General features: G+C 72.2%; 15 protein-coding genes. 6 read left to right on the top strand and 9 right to left on the bottom strand.

Annotation, left to right across the window (positions count from 1 at the left end):
* Window positions 1–24 precede the first annotated feature (24 nt).
* Genes ABIA38_RS15705 through ABIA38_RS15695 form a run of 3 tightly spaced genes read left to right on the top strand, consistent with a single transcriptional unit; the run spans window position 25 to window position 11,316 of the window.
* Window positions 25–7,521, top strand: coding sequence for a hypothetical protein (locus tag ABIA38_RS15705; protein ID WP_424639239.1), 7,497 nt, complete (start codon window positions 25–27; stop codon window positions 7,519–7,521).
* Window positions 7,518–10,142 carry a right-handed parallel beta-helix repeat-containing protein gene (locus ABIA38_RS15700; RefSeq protein WP_424639238.1) on the top strand — a complete coding sequence of 875 codons (2,625 nt, stop codon included), beginning with the start codon at window positions 7,518–7,520 and terminating at the stop codon, window positions 10,140–10,142. The genes ABIA38_RS15705 and ABIA38_RS15700 overlap by 4 nt, the downstream gene beginning before the upstream one ends.
* Before the next feature lie 28 nt (window positions 10,143–10,170).
* Window positions 10,171–11,316, top strand: coding sequence for a hypothetical protein (locus ABIA38_RS15695; RefSeq protein ID WP_424639237.1), 1,146 nt, complete (start codon window positions 10,171–10,173; stop codon window positions 11,314–11,316).
* A gap of 102 nt (window positions 11,317–11,418) precedes the next feature.
* Here the strand turns inward: ABIA38_RS15695 and ABIA38_RS15690 are convergent, their stop codons facing one another.
* The 5 genes from ABIA38_RS15690 to ABIA38_RS15670 all read right to left on the bottom strand — a co-directional run bounded on the left by ABIA38_RS15690 (window position 11,419) and on the right by ABIA38_RS15670 (window position 17,448).
* Entirely contained in the window at window positions 11,419–12,189 is a 771-nt protein-coding gene (locus ABIA38_RS15690; RefSeq protein ID WP_424639236.1) for a sugar transferase, read from the bottom strand.
* A gap of 145 nt (window positions 12,190–12,334) precedes the next feature.
* Entirely contained in the window at window positions 12,335–13,492 is a 1,158-nt protein-coding gene (locus ABIA38_RS15685) for a glycosyltransferase (protein ID WP_424639235.1), read from the bottom strand.
* A complete protein-coding gene (locus tag ABIA38_RS15680) occupies window positions 13,485–14,300 on the bottom strand; it encodes a polysaccharide deacetylase family protein (RefSeq protein ID WP_424639234.1) in 816 nt (271 codons plus the stop codon). The genes ABIA38_RS15685 and ABIA38_RS15680 overlap by 8 nt, the downstream gene beginning before the upstream one ends.
* The gene (locus tag ABIA38_RS15675; protein WP_424639233.1) at window positions 14,297–15,904 is read right to left on the bottom strand and encodes a GNAT family N-acetyltransferase; all 1,608 of its coding nucleotides are present in this window, start codon (window positions 15,902–15,904) and stop codon (window positions 14,297–14,299) included. Before ABIA38_RS15675 ends, ABIA38_RS15680 begins: the two co-directional genes overlap by 4 nt.
* The gene (locus ABIA38_RS15670) at window positions 15,904–17,448 is read right to left on the bottom strand and encodes a GNAT family N-acetyltransferase (protein ID WP_424639232.1); all 1,545 of its coding nucleotides are present in this window, start codon (window positions 17,446–17,448) and stop codon (window positions 15,904–15,906) included. Before ABIA38_RS15670 ends, ABIA38_RS15675 begins: the two co-directional genes overlap by 1 nt.
* A 747-nt stretch (window positions 17,449–18,195) precedes the next feature.
* Between ABIA38_RS15670 and ABIA38_RS15665 the strand changes: the two genes are divergently transcribed.
* The 3 genes from ABIA38_RS15665 to ABIA38_RS15655 are packed head-to-tail and all read left to right on the top strand — an operon-like array spanning window position 18,196 to window position 21,415.
* Window positions 18,196–19,125: a polysaccharide deacetylase family protein gene (locus ABIA38_RS15665; protein ID WP_424639231.1), complete on the top strand. Its 930-nt coding sequence runs from the start codon at window positions 18,196–18,198 to the stop codon at window positions 19,123–19,125.
* A gap of 56 nt (window positions 19,126–19,181) precedes the next feature.
* The gene (locus ABIA38_RS15660) at window positions 19,182–20,258 is read left to right on the top strand and encodes a GNAT family N-acetyltransferase (protein WP_424639230.1); all 1,077 of its coding nucleotides are present in this window, start codon (window positions 19,182–19,184) and stop codon (window positions 20,256–20,258) included.
* Window positions 20,255–21,415 carry a glycosyltransferase family 4 protein gene (locus ABIA38_RS15655; protein WP_424639229.1) on the top strand — a complete coding sequence of 387 codons (1,161 nt, stop codon included), beginning with the start codon at window positions 20,255–20,257 and terminating at the stop codon, window positions 21,413–21,415. Before ABIA38_RS15660 ends, ABIA38_RS15655 begins: the two co-directional genes overlap by 4 nt.
* Before the next feature lie 22 nt (window positions 21,416–21,437).
* Here the strand turns inward: ABIA38_RS15655 and ABIA38_RS15650 are convergent, their stop codons facing one another.
* From ABIA38_RS15650 to ABIA38_RS15635, 4 genes are read right to left on the bottom strand one after another with little or no spacing between them, the layout of a single operon-like run.
* The gene (locus ABIA38_RS15650) at window positions 21,438–22,532 is read right to left on the bottom strand and encodes a glycosyltransferase family 4 protein (RefSeq protein ID WP_424639228.1); all 1,095 of its coding nucleotides are present in this window, start codon (window positions 22,530–22,532) and stop codon (window positions 21,438–21,440) included.
* Window positions 22,529–23,800, bottom strand: a complete 1,272-nt coding sequence (locus ABIA38_RS15645; RefSeq protein WP_424639227.1) for a glycosyltransferase family 4 protein — start codon at window positions 23,798–23,800, stop codon at window positions 22,529–22,531. Before ABIA38_RS15645 ends, ABIA38_RS15650 begins: the two co-directional genes overlap by 4 nt.
* A gap of 6 nt (window positions 23,801–23,806) precedes the next feature.
* A complete protein-coding gene (locus ABIA38_RS15640) occupies window positions 23,807–25,045 on the bottom strand; it encodes an ABC transporter ATP-binding protein (protein WP_424639226.1) in 1,239 nt (412 codons plus the stop codon).
* On the bottom strand, window positions 25,035–26,165 hold the full coding sequence (locus tag ABIA38_RS15635; protein WP_424639225.1) for an ABC transporter permease: 1,131 nt from the start codon (window positions 26,163–26,165) through the stop codon (window positions 25,035–25,037). Before ABIA38_RS15635 ends, ABIA38_RS15640 begins: the two co-directional genes overlap by 11 nt.
* Between the last annotated feature and the right edge of the window lie 88 nt (window positions 26,166–26,253).

Below are 26,253 nucleotides of genomic sequence, written 5' to 3'. Positions count from 1 at the left end.
TCCGAACCGCCGCCCGGAGGGCCCATGCCACGCAATGTCGATTCCGCGACGTTGAAAAAGCTGGGATACTCGGTCGATCAGACGCCGGGTGATCCCGCCTCGATCACCGACGCCTCGCTATATCTGGCCGCGCTGACCAAGAAAGCCGCCGACGCGTCGACGAAACTCGCCGGACTGGTCCAGGAGGGCGCCGGCGCGCCGCTGATGGGCGAGGCCGCCGGCGAGCTGCGGACGCATGTCAAGGATCAGCTCAAGCTGTTCGTGGACAAGCTGGCCCAGGCCACGCAGCTGGCGAGTGCCGCGCTGTCCACCTACTCGACGGAGTTGCTCGCGGCCCAGCAGAAGGGCCAGGAGGCGCTGGACGCGGCGGCCCCGCTGCCGGAGCTCGATCCGGGCCTCGCCGGGGCCAAGGCGACCATGGCCACCGCGCGCACCATGTATCTGGACGCGGTCGCGAAGGCGCGCAAGACACTGGGTTCGGCGACCGCGCTCAAGACCAGTCCCAAGACGGTGGCCGAGGAGTTCTGGGACTTCTTCAAGATCTTCACCATCGTGTTGACCGTGCTCGGCGTGTTGTTCGGCGGCCCGCTGGGACTGCTCGCGTTCGGCGCCAACCTGGTCGTGCTCGGCAAGACGATCGCCGACTTCGTGCACGGCAAGGCCACCGGCCTGGAGTTGTTCCTGAACATCCTGGGCGTCCTGTTCCCCTCCACCAAGGCGCTGCTCCCCGCGCTGCTCAGCGGCCTGAAGAGCCTGCTGGTGGGCCTCGGCAAGGGTGTGGTCAACCTGTTCCGGGGGGCCGGCGACCTGCTGTCGTTGCTGGGCACCGGGCTGCGCGCGTTCAACCTGGCCGGCTGGAAGTTCGCACTCGCCTACGCGGCCATCCTCACCGGCGGGCTGATCTTCAAGGGCGGCGCACTGGTCGGAAAGCTGCTCACGCTCCCCTTCAAGGCGATCGTCTGGTTCGGCAAGACCGGGTGGCAGGTGGGCAAGCAGGGTTTCGCCGAACTCAAGGGCTGGGGCTCGCTGGGCATCGTGCTGCCGGTGGCCGGGAACGAGATCGCCGCCCTCGGTCTGTCCCGGGCGCTGAAGATCGGCTTCTGGGAGCGCGGAGTCCTGGGCAGCCAGAAGGACTTCGTCCGGGCCGCGCTGAGCGTGCCGCCGGCCGCGGCGGGCGGCGCGGGCAAGTTCGGCGGCCGGCTGCTCGACAAGTCGCCGCTGCCCACCGGCCTCGCGGGCAAGGACCTGCCCCCGTTCGGCGGCGGCCCGTCCCTGGGTATCGGCCACCTGGGCCTGAACGACATGCCCCGACTGGGCAGTTCGTTCGACACGGCGGTCTTCGTCCCGGCCGCGAGCGGGCTGTACACCGCGCACGGCGGGCTCGGCGTATACAGCTTCGGCAACACGTTGCTCGGGCACGAGGGCCTGCAGGCGATCGGCGGCACGATCGGCCACGGCGTCGCCCCGCAGTTGCACTGGAACTCGCTGCACGACGTGCTGAATCAGGCCACGGGTGGGGTGTCCGCGCTGCACGGTCTCAATGCCGGCGCGCTGTCCCCGCACACGATCGGCGGCGCGGTGGACAGCACCCAGTCGTTCGCCAAGAGCGCGATCGGGCTGGGCGACGACGTGCGGATGACACCACTCCCGGAGATCCGCCGACTGACCCACGGCGACACCACGTTGACCAGCCACGGCACGGATCGTTTCGTGAGCACGGTGACCGACCCGCTGACGAACCGGGTCACCGTGCCGAACTCGGTGCACGCGCCGAACGCGCCGACGCAGACCGTGGACACGGTGACCACGCGCCCACTGGACAGCCGACCCGCGCCCACCACGTCGCTCTCCCCCGCGCCGGTAGGCGCCGGTACGCCCAAGGTGGACGTGTTCGACCTGCTCGCGCCCGCCCCCGGCAAGGCCGTACCGCCCACCCCACCCGTACCACCCACCGGTCCGCACGGTCCGGGGGTGTCCGCGCTGCATCAGGACAACGCGCTGGGCCTGCTGGCCAACGGATCCCGGACCGGGGACCAACTCCCGGCGGTGTCCGCCCGGTTCACCCCGGTCGACCTGGCCGGCGGGAACAGCGCCGGTGGCCTGCGCCCCGACCTGGCCGGCGGGCAGAAGGTGGTGGACACGGTGTCCGCCCTGGTCGGCGAGAAGATCCCGCTGCGCCTGGACCCACCGCCGCACCCGCCCACCTCGCCGGTCCCCACCGCGCTCGGCCGCGAGCCGCTGCCGCCGAACGCGCTGGCCCACTTCGGCGCCGGGCAACGCGACCTCGTCGGCCGGGTCCTCGACGACCTGGCCACCGGCCCCGGCCCGGGCGGCAAGTCCGCGGCGCAGTTGCCCGGTTCGCGGCTTGAGGCGTGGTACGACTACGCGCAGGCCAAGGTCGCCTTCGACCGGGCCGGGGCGAGCGAGCACACCCTCAAGACCCGGCTGCTGACCGGCGACACCAGCACCGGCGTGGTGCGCGCCGAACTGATGGTCGCCACCGCCGCCCGGGCCAACGCCGGGCTGGCCCTGGCCGATGCCACCGCCGCGCTGAAGGCATGGGGCGTGGACCCCGCGCTCGCCGCCCCGGCGATCGCCGACGCGCTGGCCGAACTGCCGGGCCTGCGTGGCGGCATGCGACCCGGGGGCGACGCCGTCGACATACGTCCCCGGACCTCCCGCCCGTACGGCGAGACCGGCGGTCGGACCATCGTGGAGATCCACGAACCGGGCAGCCCGCTGGTGGACCGCTTCGAGATCCACGGTCCGATCGGCAAAAACGGCAGGAGTCCGCTCCTGCACGACGGCTATCGGCTTCCCGACGGCACCTACCAGGTCTTCGACGGACCACGCGGCACCGACCGGGACTTCCGGATCTGGGCCGGCACCGACGGCGAGGTGCTCAAGACCGGCGTCCGGCAACCGGGCGGCGACTTCAAGGTCATCGACGTCGCGAACGGGCACTTCCAGATCTGGGGACCACGCGGCGCCGACGACATCCATCCCGTGCTCGCCGACGCGCGGCTCCTGGACAACGGGGACTTCAAGGTCTTCGAGGGCCCGATGAGTCCCACCGGCGACTTCCAGATCTGGACGCACCGGCCCGGATCCACGGACTTCGTCGCCGACCACGTCGTGCTCGAACACTGGCGCGCGCTCGACGACGGCACCTTCCGGGTCTTCGACGGGCCGATGGGCGACTCGACCCACTTCCAGGTCCGCGGACCGCTGGACGCCCACGGCACCCGCCCGGTGCTCGAGGACGCCTACCGACTCCCCGACGGCACCTACCGGGTCTTCGACGGCCCCCGGAGCGCCGGCCGGGGCTTCGAGATCCGCAGCGACGCCAACGGTGGCGTCCTGAAGACCGCCTACCCCGGCCCGGACGGCACCTTCCACGTCCACGACGGCCCGCCCGGCAGCAGCGACGACTTCCGGATCTGGGGACCGCGCGACCCGAACGGCAACCATCCGGTGCTCGGCGAGGCCCGACGCCTCCCCGACGGCACGTGGCAGGTCCGGGACGTCCCGGCGAGTGCCACGGACGACTTCCGGATCTGGGGGCCGCGCGACGAGAACGGCGCCCACTCGGTGCTGGGCCACGGCCGATTCCGGCCCACGACCCAGGACTTCGTGGTCACCCGGGTCGGGGACCCGAACTTCCGGGTCTGGGGAGTAGCGGACGCCGACGGCATCCACCCGGTGCTCAAGGACGCCTACGCGCACGGCGACACCTTCCACGTCTACGACGGACCCCGGGAAGGCCCGCGGCAGAGCTTCGAGATCTGGGGCGACACTCAGGGCACGCTGCTCGGGAACGCCCGATTCCGGCCCCGCACGGACGACTTCCTGGTCACCAACGTCGGCGATCGCGACTTCCGGATCTGGGGCGACGCCCAGGGCACGGTGCTCCGGAACGGCACCTTCCGCTACGGCAGTTCCGACTTCATGGTGACCAACGTCGGTGACCGGAACTTCCAGATCTGGGGACCGCGCGATGCCGAGAGCGGGCATGCGGTACTGAAGGACGCCTACGCCATCGAGGGTGGGCGGTATCAGGTCTTCGACGGCCCCCGGGGCGGCACCGAGAACTTCCAGGTCTGGGGGCCGCGCGGCGCCGACGGCCGATACCCGGTGCTGCACGACGCGTACGCCCTCGGGGACGGCACCCATCAGGTCTACACCGGGCCACGCAACGGCACCCGGCAGGACTTCCAGGTCTGGGCGGCCGACCGCGCCCCGATCAAGGTCGGCACCCACCAGCCCGGCACGAACCGGTTCAAGGTGGTCGGCGTGGACCGGGAAATCCGCGACTTCGAGATCTGGGGGCCGCGCACCGGCGACCAGGCCCCGCCGGTGTTCAAGGACGCCCATGCCCTGCCCGACGGGCGCTACCAGGTCTTCGACGGGCCGCCCACCGCCGGCAACCGCAACTTCGAGGTGTGGGCCGACGACGCCTTCCGGATCGATGCCGACGGCGGCATCCGGGGCCGCAAGGTCACCCAGGTCGGCGAACACCTGCCCGGCACCACCGAGTTCCGGGTCACCGACCGGCTGCGCGGCACGTGGGAGAAGTGGGACGGCGCCGATCTCGTGAACCACAGATTGGTCGAGTATCCGCTGGACGGCCCGTTCGCCGGCGCGGTCCGCCGGATCGACCACACGACCGACGAATGGCACGACATCCGTCCGACCGGCGACGGCGGCCCCGGGCACGGTGTCGCCTGGGCGAACCTGCCGTTTCGCAACGGCACCGTCGAGCACTGGCCGGCCGGGCCGGGCGGCGAGTACCGGGGCATTCGTTCGCTCGTCGACGGCAACGGCTCACCGGTCTTCGCCCGCGATCCGGCGGGCACCGAGGGTCACTGGATCGAGGCCGGCCGAAATCACGCGGGCAAGTGGAAGTGGGTCGAGAAGACCGAACACGGCCGACCGGTGGCGAGCGGCAACCGATATGTGCGCTGGGACCGGACCTCGTACGACGTGGTGAACGGCGCCTTCGACCTCAACGCCCGGCACCTGTTCGGCGGCAAGGTTCGAGACCTCTTCCCGCAGCTCGACGGCGGCACACTGATCGCCGAGAAATCCGGTATGCGGGAGTGGAGTTGGCAGAAGTGGGATCGAACCGGGCTGCTCCAGGCCCGTGGCCGGCTGGACTTCCGGGCCGGCCCGAACCACGGCTTCCAGGCCCGGGTCACCCATGTCCGGGTCGGCGACACCGCTGCGCTCCAGGCCGTCGGCGACGCCCGGCTGGTCGCCTTCGAACGATTCGCGTCGATCCGCGGCGGCCTGGGCAAGAAGTTCTTCTCCGCTCCGGACAAGGCCCGCGGCACCCGGCAGTACACGTTCGAGCCGAACGCGCGGTCCGCGGACCAGTTCAAGTACTACGCCGAGCGCAACTACGTCAACGAAGAGGTGGCAACCTTTTCGAAGTTCGGTGAGGCCGAACTCAAGGCCCGCCGGATCTGGCAACAGCGGTTCGATCCGGCGTTCTTCCCCGGCAGAGCGGACTTCCCCGGGTCCGCCCTGTTCGGCGACGATCGGCTCTTCCGGTACTGGACGGTCTCCGAGAAGGGCGGCGCGAACGGGACGCAGACCATCGAGCGCTCGATCCGCGTCCAGCGCATGGACGGCACGTGGCAGGACTTCAACGCCAACGGCGAGTTGTTGCGCGAGAGTCGGGTCCTGGCCGACGGTCGCAAAATCGAGTTCACCGCCGACCTCCCCGGGCGCGGCGGGACCTGGCGGGAGGTGGGCGGGACGGCCACGGGTCCGCGGGTGTTCGACGACGCGCGCGGCTGGATCGACTACCTGGACTCGGCGCGCACGATCGAGGTCCGCAAGACCGTCGACGCGCACGGCACGGTCCGCGAGTTCCCGGGCGACCGGGGCGCGACCGGGCCCTGGATCGATCGCAACCGGTTCGGCCAAGTGGTGGCCCGCCGCGACGAGTTGGGCACCGGATTCGTACACGGCACGATGCGGAACAAGCCGGACGGGCGGTTCACCTGGCAGCGGCTCGATCACGCGGGCAATCCGCTGCCCGGCGCGGAGAACTCCGGGGTGCGTACCACCAATCGGGCCGGCGCGCAGATGTGGGGCGAGGGATTCGACGACGGCTTCAAGGATTTCGGCCGGATCGACGGCCGGGATGTGCTGGTCCACGAGCGCAAGCTGCTCGGCGACGGTCGGGTCTCGGTGATCGAGCGGCAACCGGACGGCAGTTACCAAACCACCGTCAAGACCCGTGACGGGCTGGTCGATCCGGCCGTCGGCGGGCAGGCCACTCATGTGAACCCGGGCGCGAAGACCTGGCAGGATCACATCACCATCGGCACCGAGACGCACACCGTCCGCGAGGGTCGCGGAGACGCGATCCGCGAGTATCACGTCACGAACGGCGTGCCGGATCCCCGGCATTGGGACGACTTCCGCAACGGAGCCAGGATCCGCTCCTTCGAGCCGATCAGCCACAATGGCACGGTGGTCGGCTACCTGGAGAAGGATCTCGCCTACCTCCAACAGCGGATCTACGACGCCGACGGGCACCTCGTGGTGCACCAGGGCTTCTCCACCAGGATCTTCGAGAAGGCGCCCGCCGCCGACCCGAACCTGTTCAACAAGCTCGGCTCGAAGCTCCACCCGGACAAGCTCGGTGCCAAGGGCGTCGACTCGCGGTTCAAGCTGGTCGGACGCGGCGAACCCGACCTCGGCGCGCTCAACGAGTTCCGCGGCTACAACCGCGGCCTGGCGGACACCAACCGGCGGCACTGGGGAGCGGCCGACGCGGTCAACGGCTCGAAGGAGTGGACGTTCGAGCAGAAGGTGTGGACCAAGGTCGGCATGGAGTTCATGCAGGACTTCGGCCTCTCGGTGCTGGCCGGGATGATCACCGAGTGGATCAACGACGGCAACATCTCCGGCTCCGACTGGGAGAAGATCTTCCTCAACTCGGCGGTGTCCGCGTCCTTCGCGGGGCTGATGGCGCGCTTCCACGAACTCAAGTTCAAGCCCGGCTCGTTCTCGCCGAAGCAGTTCAAGGACGGGCTCACCGCGAACGACTTCGGCAAGCCGTTCAACACCAACCCCTACTTCGGCGACAACTGGAAGACCGACTGGTCCAACTTCGACACCGCGCTGCGCTGGCGCTCGGGGATGTACAAGTTCGGCCTGGGACTCGCGGTCAACCCGTTCGTCGCGTTCGTCAACGGGTCGATCAACGCGGCAGTCTTCGGTGACAAGAACGGTGTCAAGCACTACGGCCTGGACGCGCTGAAGTTCGGCGGGGTGGCGGCGCTCGGCTCGTTGGCCACCGGCGCGTTCGGCCCCGGGGCGTTCAAGTTCGCCTACGACGCCTACGGCGCGGGCCGGTTCTGGCGCAAGGCCGGGCTCCTGGACATCACCATCAAGCTCGGCGAGAAGCTGATCGACGCCCAACTCAACAAGCTCTTCCAGAACCTGTTGGCGCTGAACAACAAGTACCTCTACCACCCCAAGCCGGAGAACGGACGACAGCCGTGAGCGTGTTCGGCAACCGCGGCCACCGCAGCGGCAAGGGCGCCGGCGCGCGCCGATCGATCGCCGACCTGGTCCGGGCCGCGCCGGACGGCGGACGTGTCCTGCTCGCCCCGGGCGAGTATCGCGAACATGTGGTCCTGGACCGCGCCGTCGTCCTGGTCGCCGAACAGGGCCCCGGCAGCGTGCGGTTGACGGGTGCTCAGGACGCCGCGCTGACCGTGTCGGCGGGCGCCGGGATCGGCGTCGAGGGGGTGGTCCTGATCGCCGCCGACGCCGACGGGCCGGCCGTACGGATCACCGGCGACGCCGAGGTGGCCTTCGAGGACTGCCGGATCCTCGGTGGCCGGCTGGAGATCGTCGACGCCGCCCGGGTACGGCTGACCGACTGCCGAATATCCGGCGCCCGGGTCGCCGGCGTGTCGGTCTCCGGCGCGGCGCGCCTGTCGATGACCGGCTGCCGAGTGCTCGCGGTCGACGGCGCCGGCGTACTCCTGGCCGGCTCGACCACGGTGACCGTGGCGGACACCCTGATCACCGAGGCCGCGGTGGGGCTGTGCGCGCGCGACACCGCGACCGTGCAGGTGCGCGGGTGTTCGTTCGTACGCTGCACACAGAACGCGGTGCTGGCCGAGAACGAGTCGGTGGTCGGCCTGGACGCGTGCCGGTGCACCGACAGCGGCGAGGACGGCGTACTGGTGCGCTGTGTGGCCAAGCTGAGCATCCGCGGCAGTGCGATCGAGCGCGCGGGCGCCTCCGGGCTTGCGGTGATCAGCGCGGCCGGCGCGAGCGTCCTGGACTGCCAGATCGTCGCGGCCACGCTCAGCGGCGCGGTCGCCGACGAGGACTCGCGACTGGACGTGGTCGGCGGGCTGATCCGCTCCACCGGTGCCAACGGCGTCTTCGCGCGCGGCTCCGCCCGGGTCGCCCTGGACGGGGTCGCCATCGCGAACACCACGTTCACCGCGGTACATCTGGACGAGCACGCGCAGGCCGAACTGACCGCCGTGGTGCTCGGCCCCACCCCCGAACACGGGCTGTGTGTCGCGGGCGCGGCCCAGGTCACCGGCAGCGGCCTGCTGGTGCGGTCGGCCGAGATGACCGGCGTCCAACTCGGCGGCACCGGCACCGTCCGGCTCGGCGGATCCGCCGCGCACCGCTGCGGCATCGGGCTGCGCGTGGACGACGGCGTCGACGCCGAGGTGAGCGACTGTACGTTCGCGGCCACCGAGCGGGCCGGCATCGAGATCGGTCCGGGAGCGCGGCCGACGCTGCGCCGGGTCCGGGTCGCCCACGCGGGCACCGCCGGAGTGGTCGTCCACGAGGGCGCGGCGCCCACGTTCGAGGACTGCGCCGTGACCGACAGCACCGGCTCGGCCATGGTGGTGTGGACCGACGCGGCGCCGGTGGTGCGGGCCGGCACGCTCACCGGCGCGGGCAAGAACGGGATCTACCTCAAGGGCGGCGCCGGGGGCGAGTTCACCGACTGTGTGCTGGGCGGCTCGACCTATCCGGCGGTCTACGTATCGGCCGACGCGGCCCCCGTGCTGCGTGAGTGTACGTTTCGGGACTGCCCGAGCGACGCGACCATCGAGGATCCCGCCGACACCTCGGCGGTGTTCACGAACTGTGTCGCGCGCGGGGTGGCGGACGTCGTGGTCTCGGGGGCGACCCGGCCCGGCTCGGCCGGGGCGACGGGCGGCCCGGGCGCGACCGCGGCCCAGGGTCCGGGATCGGGGCCGGACTCGGCCTCGGGTCCGGGCTCGGCCTCGGCCTCGGGCGAACCGACCGAGCCGGTCGCCGACTTGGCGACCCTGCTCGCCGAACTGGACGAACTGGTCGGGCTGGCCCGGGTCAAGCACGACGTGGCCACCCTGGTCCAGCTGATGCAGCTGGTGCGCCGCCGCGAGGAGGCCGGGTTGACCCCGCCACCACTGAGCCGGCACCTGGTGTTCGCGGGCAACCCGGGCACCGGGAAGACCACGGTGGCCCGGCTGTACGGCCGCATCCTGGCCGCGCTCGGGATGCTGACGCGCGGTCACCTGGTGGAGGCCGATCGTGGCGCGCTGGTCGGCGAGTACGTCGGGCACACCGCGCCGCGCACCACCGCGGTCTTCCGCAAGGCGCTCGGCGGCGTGTTGTTCATCGACGAGGCGTATTCGCTGACCTCGGCGGGCGGCGGCGACTTCGGGCAGGAGGCGATCGCCACGCTGGTCAAGCTGATGGAGGACCACCGCGACGACATCGTGGTGATCGTCGCCGGCTACCCGGACGAGATGCACCGCTTCATCGACTCCAACCCCGGCCTGGACTCGCGCTTCAACCGCACGGTGGTGTTCGAGGACTACGCGTCGGCGGACCTGGTCCGAATCGTCGAACACCAGGCGGCGGCCTACGAGTACACGCTCGACGAGCCGGCGCGCGCGGGCCTGCTGGCCTACTTCGAGTCGGTCCCGCGCGATCGGCGGTTCGGCAACGGTCGTTCCGCGCGGCAGGCCTTCCAGGAGATGACCGAGCGGCACGCCCGACGGATCTCCGCGGTCGCCGAGGTGACCCCGGCGGACCTGGTGTCGCTGCGCGCGCCCGACCTCCCCGATCTTGTTCCGGCCACTCCCGATCAGGCGTGAGCGGCGGACTCGACCCGAAAGGCACGACATGGCCGAACCCCCGCACCAGGAACCCGACTTCGGGCAGGCGTTCGCACGTTCGGTACGCACTCCCCGACGGCCGCTGCGACCCGGCCGCCGGGTGTGGACGGTGGGCCTGGGGATGCCCGCGCTCGCCGCGGCCGGACTCGCCGCGGTGACCATCGCCTCGGCGATCGAGTTCGGCGGCGACGACGGCGGGCACCGCAAGCCGGTCGCGCAGGCCGCGCCCATGCAGGACAAGCCGGTGCAGGTGCCGCCGTCCGGGTCCACCGCGACGCCCCGCACCGGTCCGACCGGCGAGGGCGGCACCGGCGATCCGGCCGGCGACCCGGGTCCGGGCACCGGCACCGGCACGCCGGGTGGCGGATCGGCCTACCCGCCCGACTACCCGTCCGGCAACGCCGGTTCGTCGGGCGGTGGTTCGTCGAGCGGCGGCGCGGCCGGTGGCGGCTCCGCCGGCACGTTCGGCGGCGGCGGCTCGACCGGCGGGGCGCAGAATCAGGGGACCGGATCAGCCGGCGGCGGCACCGCCTCGACATCGGGCGGCACGACCGGCGGTACGGCGGGCGGCGGCACCGGTACCAAGCCCCCGGCGCCACCGCCCGTGCGGCCCGACTCGCTCGCGCCCAAGCAGACGTTCACCGGCACCTCGGGCTACGGCTGTGCGAACAGCGGCGCGAGCGGCTTCGCCGAGATCGGCCGCTACGGCGACGGGTCGAAGGGCTGGTACCCGGTGGGCAGCGGCGGCTGGAACCGGGACGGCTGCAACGGCCGGTTCGACGCGGTGCCGATGTCCGGCGACAAGAACAAGGACGACGCCAGCGCGCGGGTGTTGTGGTGGTTCGACGTCGGCTCGGCTTCCAAGCGCTGCCAACTCAGCGTGTACGTGCCGGCCGGGAACGGGCGCGACGTGGGCGGGAATCCGGCGCAGTACTACGTGTTGCGGACCAGGGAGGACGACCGGACCGGCGCCTGGTACGAGCAGTTCACCATCAACCAGACGGCGAACAAGGGCCGTTGGGTCAGTGCCGGCACCTTCTCGGTGATCAACGGCAAGATCGCGGTCAAACTGGTCACGCGCGGCGTGGACTGGGGCGGCACCGCGGGGGCGCATCTGGCGGCCGGTCAGGTGCAGGCGAACTGCACGGGCTGACGATCGCTCACGCGGGGTCCCGAATGTGCGATGTCCGTGCTCGATCCCCACGATCGGGCACGGACATCCGCGCGTCGCGCGCCGGTCGGCGCCGGGTCGGGTTCAGGACGCTTCTTCGGCCATCTTGTCGCCCGCAGGCCGTTGCGGGGGCAACAACCGGGTCGGATCGACCGGCGAGTGGGTGATCGGCGCGGTCCACACGATCGGTCTGGGCAGCGGGAACGACTCGCCCCGCGCCGGTCGAGTGCTCCCGGGACGCGCCGGAGTTCGACCCGCCTCCTCCGCCGCCTGGACGCCGGCGGGCACCGGGAAGCCCGGATTGACCCCGCCGGCGGCGGTGATCCCGGTCGGGCGCAGCAGTACGCCGATGGTGCGCCACAGGATGATCAGGTCCACCCGGGCCCGGCGATTGCGCACGTACCAGAGGTCGTATTCGATCCGCACCGGCCAGCTGAGCGCGTTGCGCCCCTGTACCTGCGCCCACCCGGTGAGTCCGGGTCGCACGGCCAACCGGCCGCGCTGGCGCGGCGTGTAGTGCACGACCTGACTCGGCAGCGTCGGTCGGGGGCCGATGATCGCCATGTCGCCGCGCAACACGTTGACCAGTTGCGGGAGTTCATCGAGGCTGGTGGTGCGCAGGAGTTGGCCGGCCCGGGTGATCCGGGTCGCGTCGGGTTCGTCCGGAAAACGCGGGTCGAGCATGGTGCGAAACTTGAGGATCTCGAAGTCGCGGCCGTGCAGGCCGCTGCGTGTCTGACGGAACAGTACGGGTCCACCCATGGTCGCGCGGATCATCACGTAGATCGCGAGCAGTACCGGTCCCATGAGGACCAGCGCCACCACGGCCACGGTGATGTCGAACAGTCGTCGCATGCCATGCCCCTCCCCTGGTGTGGCGTTCGATGTGGCGTGGTTCGGTCGACGGCGGTGTCTCCCTCACCGGCCGTCGCCGGCTGCGTGCGTCGGGTCGTCAGGTCGTCACGTGGTGAATCCGTCGTGTGTGCACGTCTTCACGTCGTCACGTCCAGCCCAGGCCGCGGCGCGCGGCCACGGCCCGGTAGGTGTCGATCGAGACGCCGGCCACCCGGCGCTGGTCGAACTCGGCCAGCGCCCGCCGCCGGGCCGCGGCGCCGAGTGCGGCGCGCAGGTCCGGATCGGTGATCAGGCGGTCCAGCGCGGCGGCCAGCGACCGGGGGTCGGCGGCCGGCGCGAGCAGCAGGTGTTCGCCGTGGGTGCCGATCTCCCGACAACCCCGGATGTCGCTGAGCACCATGGGCAGCGCGCAGGACGCGGCCTCCATGGCGGATCGTGAGAAGCCTTCGCGGTGCGAGGGCAACACGAAGACGTCGAGTGCGTTGTAGACGGCGGGCATGTCGGCGCGCGCGCCCACGAATTCGACCTGCGCGCTGCGCGCGGCCCGGGAGACCGCGTCGGCCTTGTCCGGGTCCTCCGGGCCGATCCAGACGAATCGGGCCTTGCCCGCGAGCAGTTCGGCTGCTTCCACGTACTCGAGGATGCCCTTTTCGGCGACCTGCCGCCCGACTCCGCCGACGAGCAGTTCGTCTTCGGCCACGCCCAGTTCGCGGCGAATCGCGGTACGGGCGGCGGGATCGGGCCGAAAGCGGGTCAGGTCGGTACCGTTGCCGACCACGCGCGATCGCCAACCCGGTACCGCCCGGCGCAGCGTGGCCCGGTCGGTGGCGTTCTGGTACAGCTCCGCGTGCGAGGCGCGCGCGGCCAGGCTCTCCGTGCCGAGCACGAACGCGCGGCGGACGAACGGGTCGCCGGGGCGGATCCACAGGCCGTGGCACGTGTTGACCACGACCGGCACGCCGGTGGCCCGGCCCAGGATCCGGCCGAGCACGCCGGTCTTGGGGTTGTGCGTGTGCAGCACGTCGAGCCGCAACCGGCCCAGGGTGCGCACCAGTTCGGCGGCAGCGGCGGCGTCGGCGCGCGGACTCCAGGCGCGGGTCAGCGAGTTCAGCGGCACGTGTCGCACCCCGAGCGCCTCGATCTCGGCGACGTAGGGGCCGGCCGCGCTGATCCCGTAGGTCTCGAAGCCGGCCGCGACGTCCTCCTCCAGTTCGGTGCGCAGGAGCAGGGCCAGGCTCATGTCGATCGTGGTCAGGTGGGCGATCCGCAGCGGTCGGCCGCCCGGCCCGCGTGGCTCACGCATGCGCACCGGCCCTCTTGCCCAGGTTGACCACGGCCGCGTAGGCACGTTCCTGGGCCAGTCCGCCGCCGAGTTTGGCCCGGAAGAAGGCGGGTGGGTCGGTGCGGCGGACCGGCACGCGGCGTAGCCGGATCGGGTCGCAGCCGGGCAGGTTGCGGCCGAGTACGCCGGTGGCGGCGCTGCGGAAGCGGCAGCGCAGGGCGTGTTCCATGTCCGGCACGGCGATGCCCCACGGGTAGGCGAAGTGTGCCGGGCGCAGCCCGAGTCGGCGTTCCACGTCGTCCGAGGCCTCGTCGAGCTCGGTGGCGGTGAGCGCTTCCGGGCGGGCGTGGCTGCGGGTGTGGTTGCCGATGGTGGCCAGTCCCGACTCGGCGAGTTCGGCGACCTGGTCCCAGGTCAGCGCGGCGGATCCGCCACTGGTGCCGGTCGAGCCCTCCCAGCGCATCTGTTCGCCGATGCAGCCGGTGGCCAGGTAGAGGGTGAACGGCAGGGCGCGGGACCGCAGTTCGGGCCAGGCGTTGGCGTACACGTCGGCGAAGCCGTCGTCGAAGGTGAGCACGATCGAGGGCGTCGGGTCGCCGGCCGTGAGGCGGTCCACGGCAGTGTCGAGGGAGACCACGTGCGCGCGCGGGAGCAGGTCGAGCTGGGTGCGGAACGCGTCTGCGGGCAGGTCGAGTTCGTCGCGTGTCGCGCCGCCGACCCGGTGGTAGATGAGCAGGGTCGCGCCGGGTGCGGGGTCGCGGGCGAGGGCGGTGGCGGCCAGGCCGCGTTTGAGCGTGGCGCGCACGCGGTCGCCGCTGATGGCGGTCATCGGGTGGTGCCCTTCGAGGTGAGACGGGTCGGAGCGGTACGGATGGCCGGCCACGGGACCGGTTCGGATTCCTGCCGGAGGGGGGTGCCGGGGGTGCCGGCCGGGTCGGGCGAGAACAACCGCAACGTCTCGCCGAGCGCGGTGGCCACACTGCGTGCGGCGTCGCGGGCGGGGCGGGTGCGCGGCCCGGTGCGGTCGGTACCCAGCGCGGCGATGGTCTGCACGGTGCGGTCCGCGCCGAGGTGGACCAGGGTGTGCGGCTGCTCGCCGACCAGCCACCAGGTCTCGCCCCGGGCCCGACCGGCGTCCACCACGTCGGTGCCGCGGTAGCCGCAGGCCAGCGCGATCGGGCGGTTGTCGGCGGCGCCGGCCTCGTGTACGGGGTCGAGCTTGTGGCCGCTTTCGCCGAGCGGGTTGATCGCGGGCGGGATTGTCGTCTCGGCGACCAGGGGCACCTCGGCGGGGGCGGTCTTGGTGCGGCGTACCCGCAGGTGTTGCTCGACCGACATCCGGGTGGCGCGCAGGAAGCCGCGCGCGGGCAGGGTGCGGGCGAACACGCGGCGTTCGCGGACCGCCTCGATGTCCCACAGGGCGGGGCGTTCGGGGGCCAGGCGCAACTTCTGCGGGGTGCGGGTGGGCATCAGGTCGACCAGTCGCGGTGTGCTGCCGGCCGGCCAGGGTTCGGCCAACACCCGTTCCTGGGCCTGCCATTGCACCACGGTGCCGATGCCCAGGGCGGCGAATCGTTCGTCGTAGGCGGTGGAGTGCCAGGTGGCCACGTCGCCGAGGCGGAACCACAGGTGCATCGCGGCGGGGACGCCGTCCACGCGCAGGATGTACAACCGGGCCCAGTCGTGCCGGGCGGCGCGGGCGATCAGGTCGCGGCGGGCGTCGGCGGCGGCGGATTGCAGCGGGCCCTTCCAACTGCGCGCGAAGAGGTCGGTGTAGATCGCGAAGCCGGCCTCGAAGTCGAGCTCGGGCGCGGCGCGGGGGCCGGGGCCGGACGCGGTGTCGGGTCCGGCCCCGCCTATCTGATCGATGGTCAGGTCCCAGTGCGCGCGCACCCGGCCGGCGAAGCGCTGCGCGTAGCGGTCGAAGCTGCGGAAGCGGGCCTTGTGGCCGGCCCAGCCGCCCTCCACCCCGGCCAGCATGTCGCAGGCCTTCTCCCGGGCGACGACGGTGTAGCCGCACGCGCGCAGCCCGGCGATCAGGCGGTGTGTCTCGGGGTCTCGGCTGGGCATCCGGTGCAGGCGCAGTTCCCGGATGCCGGTGCGGGCGAGCGCGTCGGCGATCGAGTCGGCGCCGTGCGGCTCGTCGGGGTGGACCACCACGTGGCTGCGGGGCCTGCGGTGCGCGGAGAAGATGCCCCAGCGGTCGGCGCCGATCCGCTCCAGCGGGAGCAGCGCGCGGGGTTGGTCGGCGTCGTCGAGGACGGACACCACCCGGATGTCGTCCAGCGGGTCGTGGTGGCCGTGCAGGGTGGAGGCGAACCACGCGTGCGTGTCGAACGGGTCGGCGTGCAGGCCGCGGGCGGCCACGAGTCGGTCCCAGGACGCGGCGAAGGTGGTGTCGATCTCCAGCGGGTGCATCGGCCGGGCCCGCATCAGATCCCCTCGGCGGGGCCGAGCGCGCCGGCGGGGGCGGGTACGGAAGCCCGGTCGGGCCCGCCCCACGCGCGCGGCCAGCGCAGGCGCGGGTCGCGCACGGGCACCTCGTCCAGGTAGCGCACGGGCGACGCGAGCAGGTCGGCCAGCATCAGCGCGATCGCCTCCAGGGTGTATGCCGGGTCGTAGCGGACGACCTCGCGCAGGGTGGGTACGGGTGCGCCGGTGTCGACCCGGGCCAGAGCCGACGGGCCGGCGCCGATCCGGTACCAGCGGTCGTCCGGCCCCCAGTCGGCGCGCATCTCCCGGGGGCCCTTGCGCCCGCAGGCCACGGTGAGCAGGCGCAGGGTGGGCTGATCGAGGGTCAGTTCGGGGCCGGGCACGGTCGGTACGCGGCCGGCCGGGTGGGCTTCGAGTCGGCGGGCCGGTCCGGCGGCGCCGGCCGGGGCCTCGACTCCCTTGCGCAGTCGGGCGATTCGCGCCCGGGTGGCGATCGGGACGGCGCGCTGCACCTGGCGGGCGCCGCGCAGCAGTGGCAACATCCGGCGCGGCACCCGGGCCGCGCACACGTCGAGCAGCGCGGGTCGTTCGCTGCTGATCCGGTCCTTGAGCGGGCTGGCCCCGGGGAGCAGATCGATCAGCGCCAACCCGCCTTCGGCGAAGGCGAGTTCCTGGGCGCGCCAGTGCACCACGTTGCCCGGCGACAACAACGCGGCGGCCGGGTCGTAGGCGATCGTGTGCCAGTGCATGACCGGGCCGATCCGGAAGCCGAGACACGAGCCGATCGCCCGGTCCTCGGCGTAGAGCACATACAACCGGGCCTGGCCGCGTGCGTCGAGTGCGCGGGCGAGCAGCCGGCGGCGCTCGGGCGAGGCACCGAGTCGGCCCTTCCAGCTCAGCTCGAACAGTTCCTCGTGGTCGGCCAGGCCGGCGGCGAGCGGCCGGGCACCCGGGGCGCCGAAGGCGGCGATCCGAAGCTTCCACAACTGCCCGGTACGCCGCGTGGTCCGGGCGATCGCGGTGTCGAATCCCCGGTGCCGGGACCGGTATCCGGACCAGCCGTCGGGGGTGGACTCGATCATGTCGGTCATCCGCTCGCGCACGTCCACCGCGTAGCCCGCCTCGCGCAGCGCGGTGAGCAGCGTGTGGGTGGCGGGGTCGCGGCTGGGCATCCGCTGCAGCGTCAACTCCCGGATGCCCAACCGGCGCAACTCCGCGGCCAGGGCGCGCAGTACGGCGGGTCGGGGTTCGGGGGTGCCGATCACGACCCGGGTGCGCTCGCGTTGGCCGCGGCCGAGTTCGTGCGCGCGGCCGGTCGAGTCGAGTTCGAGGGGCAGCAGGGCCAGTGGCCGATCGCCGGCAAACACACCCGGTACGCGCACGTGTTCGGCCCGCTGGGGGCGGGTGGCCAACCAGGTGGACGCCCACGCGTGGGTGTCGAAGACGTCTGCCTGGACGCCCCGTCCCACCACCAAGTCCTCCCACGCACGGGCGAGATCGTCGTCGATCTCCTCGGCGCGCAGGGTCGATGCACGATTGACCATCGCCCGGCCCCCACCTCGCGGATCCGATGTGAGCAGCATCGGAACGTTTGTGCCCGACCGGCGTCCCCCGCCCCCACACGGCCGGGACACGAGTCGCCCGCCGACCAGATTAGGCCGGATGGGTAACGCGTGAAGGGTGTTTCGCAATCCGTCCACGAGTAGTGCGTGATGTGCCCGGATATCCGAGGTCCACGCCCTTGCCACGATGTGGCCGGTACGACACGGCCGGGCGAACGCGGGGTGGGCCGCCGGCTTCCACGGTTGTGCTTGGCCGGGTGTGTGGCGGTCGGCCCGGGTCGGCGGGACCGGCCTGCGGCCCGCTTGGCCTCAAGCGCCGGCCGGGCTGGAGGTGTGGCTCGGCAGGACGCTCAGGGTCGCATCCGCTCTCCGTCTGCTCGGCTCCGCAGCGCCAAACGCCGACCGGGCACACATCCAGCCCGGCCGGCGGTTGAGGCCAAATAGCCCGTCCGGCGCTTGAGGACAGGCGGGCCGCAGGCCGGCGCACCGCCGACCCGGGCCGACCGCCACACGCACCCGGCCAAGCACAACCCCAGCCCGGCCGGCCCGTGAGGCCACGCGCGCCGCCCACCGCCCGCCGTACCGCACCGACCCACCGCCGCCCTCAGTCCACCGAATCCCCACCGCGATGGACCTTCGGTGCGCGGCGAAAGCCCATGTCCGGCTGACGGGAGGTGACCCCGCTGTTACCGTTCCGGCAGCGGGAACCGCAGGGCTGGGGAGGCGCGGGTGGGCGGTTCGATGGTGGTGGGGACGGTGCGGTCCGGGGGCGACGTGTTGTTGCGTCGGTCGCCGGCGCAGGTGTGGTTCGCCCGCCGGGCGCGGCTGCGGCTCGCCGTGCTCGGGTATCACGGGATCTCCGATCCGGCGGTGTTCGCCGGGCAGTTGGACCGGTTGCGGCGGATCGCCCGGCCGGTGTCGCTGGACGAGGTGGAGGCGGCGCTGGCCGAGCGGCGGCCGTTGCCCGATCGGGCCGTGTTACTCACCTTCGACGACGGCGAGCGCAGCATCCTGGAGCACGGGCTGCCGCTGCTGCGGGAGCGCGGGATCCCGGGCGTGGCCTACGTGGTGGCCTCGGCGATCGATTCGCGCACGCCGTTCTGGTGGCACGAGGCGGACCGGTTGGTCGCGGCCGGGGCGCGGGTCCCCGGCGAGCCGGAGCGGTCGCCGAGCGCATGGGTGGCGTATCTCAAGACGGTGCCACAGGAACGGCGGCTCGCCCTGCTCGCCGCGTTGCGGGACGGCCACGAGCCGGTGGCCGGCGCGCAACTGACCGGTCCGGAGCTGCGGTTGCTCGAGTCGGGCGGCGTGCGGGTGGAGAACCACTCGCTCACCCATCCCCTGCTCGATCGCTGCGACGACGTCGACGTCCGGCACGAAGTGGTGGACGCACACGAGCGGTTGGCCCTGCTACTCGGGCGGGAGCCACGTTCCTTCGCGTATCCGAACGGCAACTGGGACGTGCGTGCGGAGCGACTCCTGGCCGAGTTGGGCTACCGTTCGGCATTCCTGTTCGACCACCGCCTCGGCCCTCGGTTGCCGGACCACCCGCTGCGGATCTCACGCCTGCGCGTCGGCTCGAACACCCGACCGGCCCGATTCGCCACGATCCTGTCGGGTCTGCATCCGGCGATCCACGCGTTGCGCGGTGGGCGATAGGGATTACCGACGGCGGGTTGTTCGAGTTGGTCGATGGAGGGTCCGGGGGGATCGCCGTGCTTGCTCTGCCTACGTTGTTGCGCTCGCCCGGGGAGTTCGCGGCGCTCGTGCCGTCCTGGCGCGCGCTGGTCGCGGCGACGCCCGGGACGTCGTACTTCACCACGCCCGACTGGGTATTGGGCTGGACCGAGTCGTTGGGTCGGGAACAGGCCGGGCAGGCGGTGGTCGCCGTGTGGCGCGGCGAGGGCGGCGCCGCCGAGGCGGTCGTGCCGCTGCTGCGCACCCGTGAGCGGCTGCATCCGCGATTGCCCGGCGGCGTGGCGAGTTGGACGGTGCTCGGCACCGGGCCCGGTGCCGCCGACCATTGCGGCTTCGCCGTCGCGCCGCATCGGCACCAGGACGTCCGGGCGTGGCTCGCGTCGCTGGCTCGGCGGCGGACGATGGTGTTCCCGCATCTGGACGCCGGGACCGGGGATCCCTATCTGCCGCCGGGCGCGCGTGAGGTCGAGCGCACCCCGTGCCCGGTGCTGCCCGCCGATCCGGCCGCACTCGGCTCCACCCGGCATCGGCAGGGGGTCCGGCGCAAGGCGCGCAGGCTGGCGCACGACGGGGTCACCTTCACGTGGGTGGCGCCCGACGACCTGACGCCCCAGGTATTCGACGACCTGCTGCGGCTGCATCGGCTGCGCCGGGAAACGCTCGGCGGGGCAAGCGCGTTCGACGCCTCCCGGCGACCGCTGCACGCGGCGCTGGCCGCCCGCGCGGCGCCGGGACGCGGGCCGTGTGCGCTGGTCGCCCGGGATCCGGCGGGCGTCGCGGTGGGGGTCCTGTACGGGTTCCTGTGGCAGGACACCTTCGCCTACTACCAGTTGGGCTGGGACCCGGCGTACGCCAGGGCGAGCCTGGGCACGGTGTTGTTCCACGAGACGCTCACCGCACTCGCCGGCCAAGACGTCGCCACCTTCGATTTCCTGCGCGGCGCCGAGGAGTTCAAGCATCGGTTCGGGGCGACGGATCGATACGACACGACCTGGTTGGTGGCCCGGGGTGCGGGTGGTGCGCTGCTCGGCGCCAAATCCGCGGCGCGCCGGGTCCGGGATCGCCGGTTGCGGCCGGTGTGGAGGGAATCGTGACGGACGTGCGGGATCGGATCAGGCTCGTCCACGTGGTGTGGCGGTTGAGCGTCGGGGGCGGGATCCCGCAGGTGAGCCGACAGGTGCTGGCCGGGCTCGACCCGGCCCGCTTCGACTGCCACGCGATCATCGCCAGGCCGGCCTGGGAGGAGGACGAACTCGGCGAGCTGGGACCGAATGTGACGGTGCATTCGCTCGACCACGAAGGGCCCACCCGGCCGCCGGACGAGATTCGGCTCGGGGTCCGGATCGCCGCGCGGGTACGCGCGTTGCGCCCGCACGTACTGCACGCGCACAGCGGCACCGCCCGACTCTCCCTGCCCGCCGCGCTCGGCTCGCCTCGGCTGCCTCGGGTGCTGGAGGTCCACGAGCCGCTCAAGGACGGCCTGCACTCGCGGTTGACCAACGGCATCGAGGTCGGCATGGTCAAGGCCGCCGGTTTCCGCCCGTTCGCGCACTCGACCCAGGTCCGCGATGCCACGGCGGCCATCGTGGGGTGGCGACCGTCTCGAATACCCCTGGTACCGCTGGGCGTTCCGGCACACGAGCCCGATCCGGCGGCGGGCGCCGCGCTGCGCGCCGAGTTGGGCATCGCGCCCGAGACACTCGTGGTGGTCGGGGTGGGGCGGGCCGCGCAGAAGAACATCCCGCTGATGGTCCGGGTCGGCGCGGACGTGGTGCGCGAACTCGGCGACGCGGGTCCGCCGGTGGTGTTCCTGATCATCGGCCGCCAGGAGCCGGAAATCCAGGCGCTGATCGACGAGTTGGGCGTCGGCAGGCAGGTGCGGGTGATTGCGCCGTTGCCTCGGCTGAGCGATGCCTTCGACGCGGCCGACCTGTTCCTGTCCACGTCCCACTACGAGGGCTTCGGCCTCGCGGTCGCCGAGGCGATGATGGCCGGCGTGCCGGTCGTCGGCACGGCGGTGGGCGGGGTCACCGACGTCGTGGCCGACGGCGTGACGGGCCGCCTGCTGCGGGCCGGCGACCGGGGCGGCCTGGTGGCGGCCTGCCGCGAGTTGCTCACCGATCGGGCGCTGCGCGCGCGGATGGGGGCAACGAGCCGGGAGCGGGTGCTGGCCCGCTTCACCCGCCGGCACATGCTGGACGGCTTCGCCGAGATCTACGAGCGAGCCGCGCTCCGGGGCCGCCGAAGCTGAACCGGCCGCCGGCCGATTGGCCTCAACCGCCGGCCGGGCCGAACTTCAGGTCCGTGAGAATCCGGTCCGCCACCCGCGGCCAGGTCATCGTCGCGCGCAGCTCCGCCCCCCGCGCCAACGCCCGCTCCCGGAACCGCGGGTAGTCCGCCGTGACCCGCTCCAGCGCCGCCACCAGCGCATCGACATCCCCCGGCGGCACGGCGACCCCCGCGTCACCGACGAGCCACGGCTGATTGCCGACCGTGGAGGCCACACACGGCAGACCCCGGGTCAGGCCCTCGACCAGGGCGATCCCGAACGCCTCCATGTGCGTCGGGACGACCACCACGTCCGCGTCGGCATACGCGGCGCCCATCGCGGTATGCGGCACCCGGCCCAGCGCCCGCACCCCGGGCGGCAACGCCCCCGCCGGGCCACTCCCGACCAGGGTCAGCCGCCGCCGCGGATCACGTGCGTACAGTCGGGCGAAGGCGTCGAGCAGGACCGGACCGCCCTTCAACTCCCATTGTGTACCGACGAACAACAACCGAGGCGGATCCGCCGGGCGCGACCCCGGATCCACCACCCCCGCCGGCGGCGCGTTCGTCCCCGCCCCCACCACCCGCACCCGGTCCGCCGCCAGGCCGTACTCCCCCACCAGCACGTCCGCCGTGCTCGGCCCCATCACGAACACCCGGTGCGCGCCCTGCAACAACCGCCGTTCCCGGGCCAACCACCCCGCCGTGTACCGGGATCGATGCACGCCGCCGACCGCGGCGCCCTCCAGGCCCACCCGGTCGGTGTACACGCCGTAGCGCACCCCCGCCGGCGGTACCAACGCGGGCAACGTCTGCACGATCAGCACCGGCCGATCCGGCCCGAGCAGCCCCCGCGCGCGCACCCGCCGATCCAGCGCCGCCGCCCACGCGCCGGTCTTGGTCCACGGCGTCCCGGGCCCGCCCCCGCGCGCCTCGCACACCGCCCGGACCCGCGCGCCGAGCAATCCGGGCGCGCGGGCCAGCGGCATCAGGTCGTACGCGTCGACCGCGGTCCGCTCCGCGAGCGCCCGGCGCAGCGCCGGCACCGATCCGGAGAACGCCCCGACGTGCAGCATGGTCAGGCCGTCCGACGAGGTCATCCGCGAGCGCCTCCGCGCCGATCCCGCACCTGCCGGCGCAGTGCCTGGCCGCGCTGTCCGGCCTTGAAGCCGACCAGTCGCCCACCGACCCGAACCGCCTCGCCGACCCGACCGCGCGCCACCGACCGGTCCGCGCAGGCCTGTTCGTACCACTCGACCAACCGCTGCGCCTGGCCGTCCAGCGCGAACCGCTCGTGTACCAGGTCGAGCGACCAGGCCCCGATCCGCTCCCGCTCGGCGGAGTTCCGCAGCAGTGCCGCGAGTTGGTCGGCCAGCGGGTCATTCGCCACGGGCACCCGGCCGGCGCCCAGGCCGTAGAACCCGAGCCCGTCGAACTCGCCGATCGTCTCCGCCGTGACCGGTTTGCTGAAGCCCTGCTCGCCGACCACGACGGTCGGCTTGCCGAAGGCCATCCCGCGCAGTGCCGAACTGCCCATCCCCACCACCACATCGGCCAGCGCGTAGGCCGGTCGCGGATCGGCCAGCTCGCCGGTCAGCACGATCGCCTGCCGGCCCAGCACGGCGTTCGACTGGGCGGCCCGGGCCTGGAGTTCCGACTCGATCGAGCCGCCACCGACCAGCACCAGACGCAGTCCGGGCAACTCGGGGGCCAGCCGGGCCACCGCGTCCATCGTGCGTTCCAGATGCTCCTGCTTGAGGTGCCGGGCCAGCCGGGACACCAGCACCACCGTCGGCGCGGGCTTGACCAGCCCGTGTTCCGCGGCGAATCCGGCCACATCCACCTCGGGCGCGCTGCCGTTGACGCCGAGCCCCACCGGGTGGTCGATCGTGGTGTCCACGGGCGGTTCGAGCAGATGCACGCGCGCGCCCTCCAGGCCGCGCAACTCGCCGGTCTCCTGGTACAGATCGCCGTAGCCGACGGTGAGCGGCACGCCGGTCCGCGGGAAGTACGGCGGCAGACTGCCCATCGACATGATCGTGCCGAGCACCGGCGTGCCACGCGGTACGAACGCGCCCAGGAACGCCTCGACCAGCGGCCAGTATTCGTACGTGTGCACCACGTCGATGCGATGCCGGCGCACCGCCGCGGCGATCGCCCGGGAGACCGCGGGCGAGGGCCGCACATGCGCCCGCTCGGGCAGCGCGAGCAGCGGCAGACCGGCGGCCGCGACCCGTTGCCGCAACGGGCCCTGACGGCCCATCACCCACACCTCGTGACCGAGGTCGCGGACCGCGCGGGCCAGGTCCACCGCGTTGATCGAGCTGCCGCCCAGTTGCATGTCGTGTGGGCAGACCAGGATGCGCACCGCCGTTCACCCCTCCCAGGTGTGGTCGACGTATACCGGCGCGGCCAGCACGACCGCGCGCGGCGGGGTGTCCAACTCGGGCCCGGCCACGTCGAATTGTTTGGCCGGATGCCAGGTGGTCAACGGATGTCCGTCCGGGTCGTACACCCCGATCCACAACGCGTAGCGTCCGCGCGGCAACGGCAGTCGGTCCAGGGTGCACTTGACCCGGTTGCCCGACGCGGCGAATCGCACGTCGCGGCGGGTGGTGAAGACCGGGCTCGCGGTGCCCTCGGTGACCCCGATGTGCACCGTGGCCGGGCCGCGGTAGTCGCCCGCGAAGTCGGCCTCGACCACCATGGACCGGTTCGTGGTCGGCCCGGCGGTATCCACGCCGCGCACGTCCACGAACGTGGTGCGGATCGCCTCGTCGGTGCGGGTGCGGGCCTCGGTCTCCTCCTCGACGCTGTCCCGATAGCCGCGCAGGGCCTGCCGGATCGGGCCGTCGGTGCGGATCTCGCCCTGCTCCAGCCAGATACCGCGCGTGCAGATCGATTCCACCGAGGCGAGGTCGTGCGAGACCAGGACGAGTGTGGTGCCCTGTTCGAGCACCACCCGCATCCGGTCCAGGCACTTCTGCTGGAACAGCGCGTCGCCGACCGCGAGTACCTCGTCGACCAGGAGCACATCCGGTTCCAGGAACGCGGCGACCGCGAAGCCCAGGCGCATCTGCATGCCGGAGCTGTACCACTTGACCTGTCGGTCGATCGCGGTGCCCAGTTCGGCGAAGTCCACGATGTCGTCGAAGCGTTTGGCCACCTCGGCCCGTTTGAGGCCGAGCAACGAGCCGTACAGGAACGCGTTCTCACGGCCGGTCAGGTCCGGGTGGATGCCCGCCCGGACCTCGATCAGGGCGCCGACCCGGCCGCGTACCTGAAGCCGGCCGGCATACGGGTACATCACTCCGGTGAGCATCTTGAGCAGCGTCGACTTGCCCGATCCGTTGGAGCCGATCAGGCCGACCGCCTCGCCGGGGTCGATGTGCAGGTCGATGTCGCGCAACGCCCAGCGCCAGTCGCCCTGATCGCGGCCGGTGACCTTGCGCACGATCCGGCCCAGGTTGTCCCGCAGCAACATCCGCCGGCTGTCCGCGCGAAATCGTTTCCACAGTTGCTCGGCCCGGATGGTGCCCGGCGGCAACAGGCCCGGCTTGCCCGGCGCTTCCTTGAGCACGGTCGGGCCGGCCGGCATCGGGCTAGGCGACATCGGCGATCCCCGCCTCGAGCTTCTTGAAGACCTTGTATCCGACGATCAGCAACACCGTGGCCGATCCGGCGGCGGCGCCGGTGAGTTCCCAGTCGGGTTGTTGTCCGTAGAGGATCGAACGCCGGTAGCCGTCGATCACCGCGGCCAGCGGGTTGCAGATCACGTACGGCAGCAGCCAGTCCCGGGTGATCTGGTCCATGCCGTAGGCGACCGGGGTGGCGAACATGCCCATCTGCATCAGCAGCGGGAGCACGTGTCTGATGTCGCGGAAGTAGACCACCGCCGCGGACAACACGAGCACCACACCCAGGGTGACCTCGAATTGGATCAGCAGCAGGATCGGCAACGCCCAACTGGTCGCGGCGGGCGGCGTGGTGTAGGCGGCGAAGAGCACGACCAGCACGGTGGAGGCGATCAGCATGTCCACGGTGGCCACGATCACCGTGGCGAACGGGAAGACCTCGCGCGGGCAGTAGACCTTGTTCAGCAGCGGCCCGTTGGACACCAGCGAGGACGAGCCCTGGGTGACCGAGGACATGAAGAACGTCCATGGCAGCAGGCCGAGATAGCTGAACAGCGGGTAGGGCACGTGGTACTTGTGCGCGGCGTCGCTGAGGTTGCCCACCCGCTGGAAGACGATGGTGAAGACCAGCATCAGCAGGACGGGGGTGATGATCGCCCAGGCAAAGCCGAGAACGGCTTGTTTGTAGCGGGCCTTGAGGTCGCGTTCGGCCAGGGTGCGGACCAGTTCGCGGGAGTGCCACAACTCGCGCATGCCGCGCAGCAGGCTGGTGCGGCGCTTGAACCTGAGTTCCGGTGGTGGTCCCTTGATCTCGGGGTCGGGTGCCTGGGCCGCGGCGATCCGGCCCGTGCCGTTGCCGACGCCCGCCGTGGGCGCTGCGGGTCGTCCGGTGCCGGTGCGACTGTCGATGGTCGGCGTGGTCGCTCCCCCGTGGCCCGCAAGGGGCGCTCCGTTGACGTGTGTTCGGTGATCGGCGGGTTCGTCGACGCCGCCCGGCCGGGCGTGCCGGCTCGCCCGGTCGACGCCGCCCGCGCGGCTCAGGCCGTTGCTACTGCCGTCGCCGGGCATGCCGACGGCACCCCCCACATACTCCCCCACGGACTCCCCCTCCCTGGTTCGAGAACAACCTTGGCACATGCGACATCCCCACGAGTCGCATTCGGCCGCACGGGAGGTCGGTCCTCCC

It is taken from the genome of Embleya sp. AB8, assembly GCF_049739465.1.
Lineage (GTDB): Bacteria > Actinomycetota > Actinomycetes > Streptomycetales > Streptomycetaceae > Embleya.
This window is presented reverse-complemented; position numbering and strand designations above follow the sequence as displayed.

Excerpts from the sequence above, each read along its gene's own strand:
- ABIA38_RS15705 (WP_424639239.1), top strand. The coding sequence starts at position 25 with ATGCCACGCAATGTCGATTCCGCGACGTTGAAAAAGCTGGGATACTCG.
- ABIA38_RS15695 (WP_424639237.1), top strand. The coding sequence starts at position 10,171 with ATGGCCGAACCCCCGCACCAGGAACCCGACTTCGGGCAGGCGTTCGCA.
- ABIA38_RS15690 (WP_424639236.1), bottom strand. The coding sequence starts at position 12,189 with ATGCGACGACTGTTCGACATCACCGTGGCCGTGGTGGCGCTGGTCCTC.
- ABIA38_RS15685 (WP_424639235.1), bottom strand. The coding sequence starts at position 13,492 with ATGCGTGAGCCACGCGGGCCGGGCGGCCGACCGCTGCGGATCGCCCAC.
- ABIA38_RS15680 (WP_424639234.1), bottom strand. The coding sequence starts at position 14,300 with ATGACCGCCATCAGCGGCGACCGCGTGCGCGCCACGCTCAAACGCGGC.
- ABIA38_RS15675 (WP_424639233.1), bottom strand. The coding sequence starts at position 15,904 with ATGCGGGCCCGGCCGATGCACCCGCTGGAGATCGACACCACCTTCGCC.
- ABIA38_RS15670 (WP_424639232.1), bottom strand. The coding sequence starts at position 17,448 with ATGGTCAATCGTGCATCGACCCTGCGCGCCGAGGAGATCGACGACGAT.
- ABIA38_RS15650 (WP_424639228.1), bottom strand. The coding sequence starts at position 22,532 with ATGACCTCGTCGGACGGCCTGACCATGCTGCACGTCGGGGCGTTCTCC.
- ABIA38_RS15640 (WP_424639226.1), bottom strand. The coding sequence starts at position 25,045 with ATGTCGCCTAGCCCGATGCCGGCCGGCCCGACCGTGCTCAAGGAAGCG.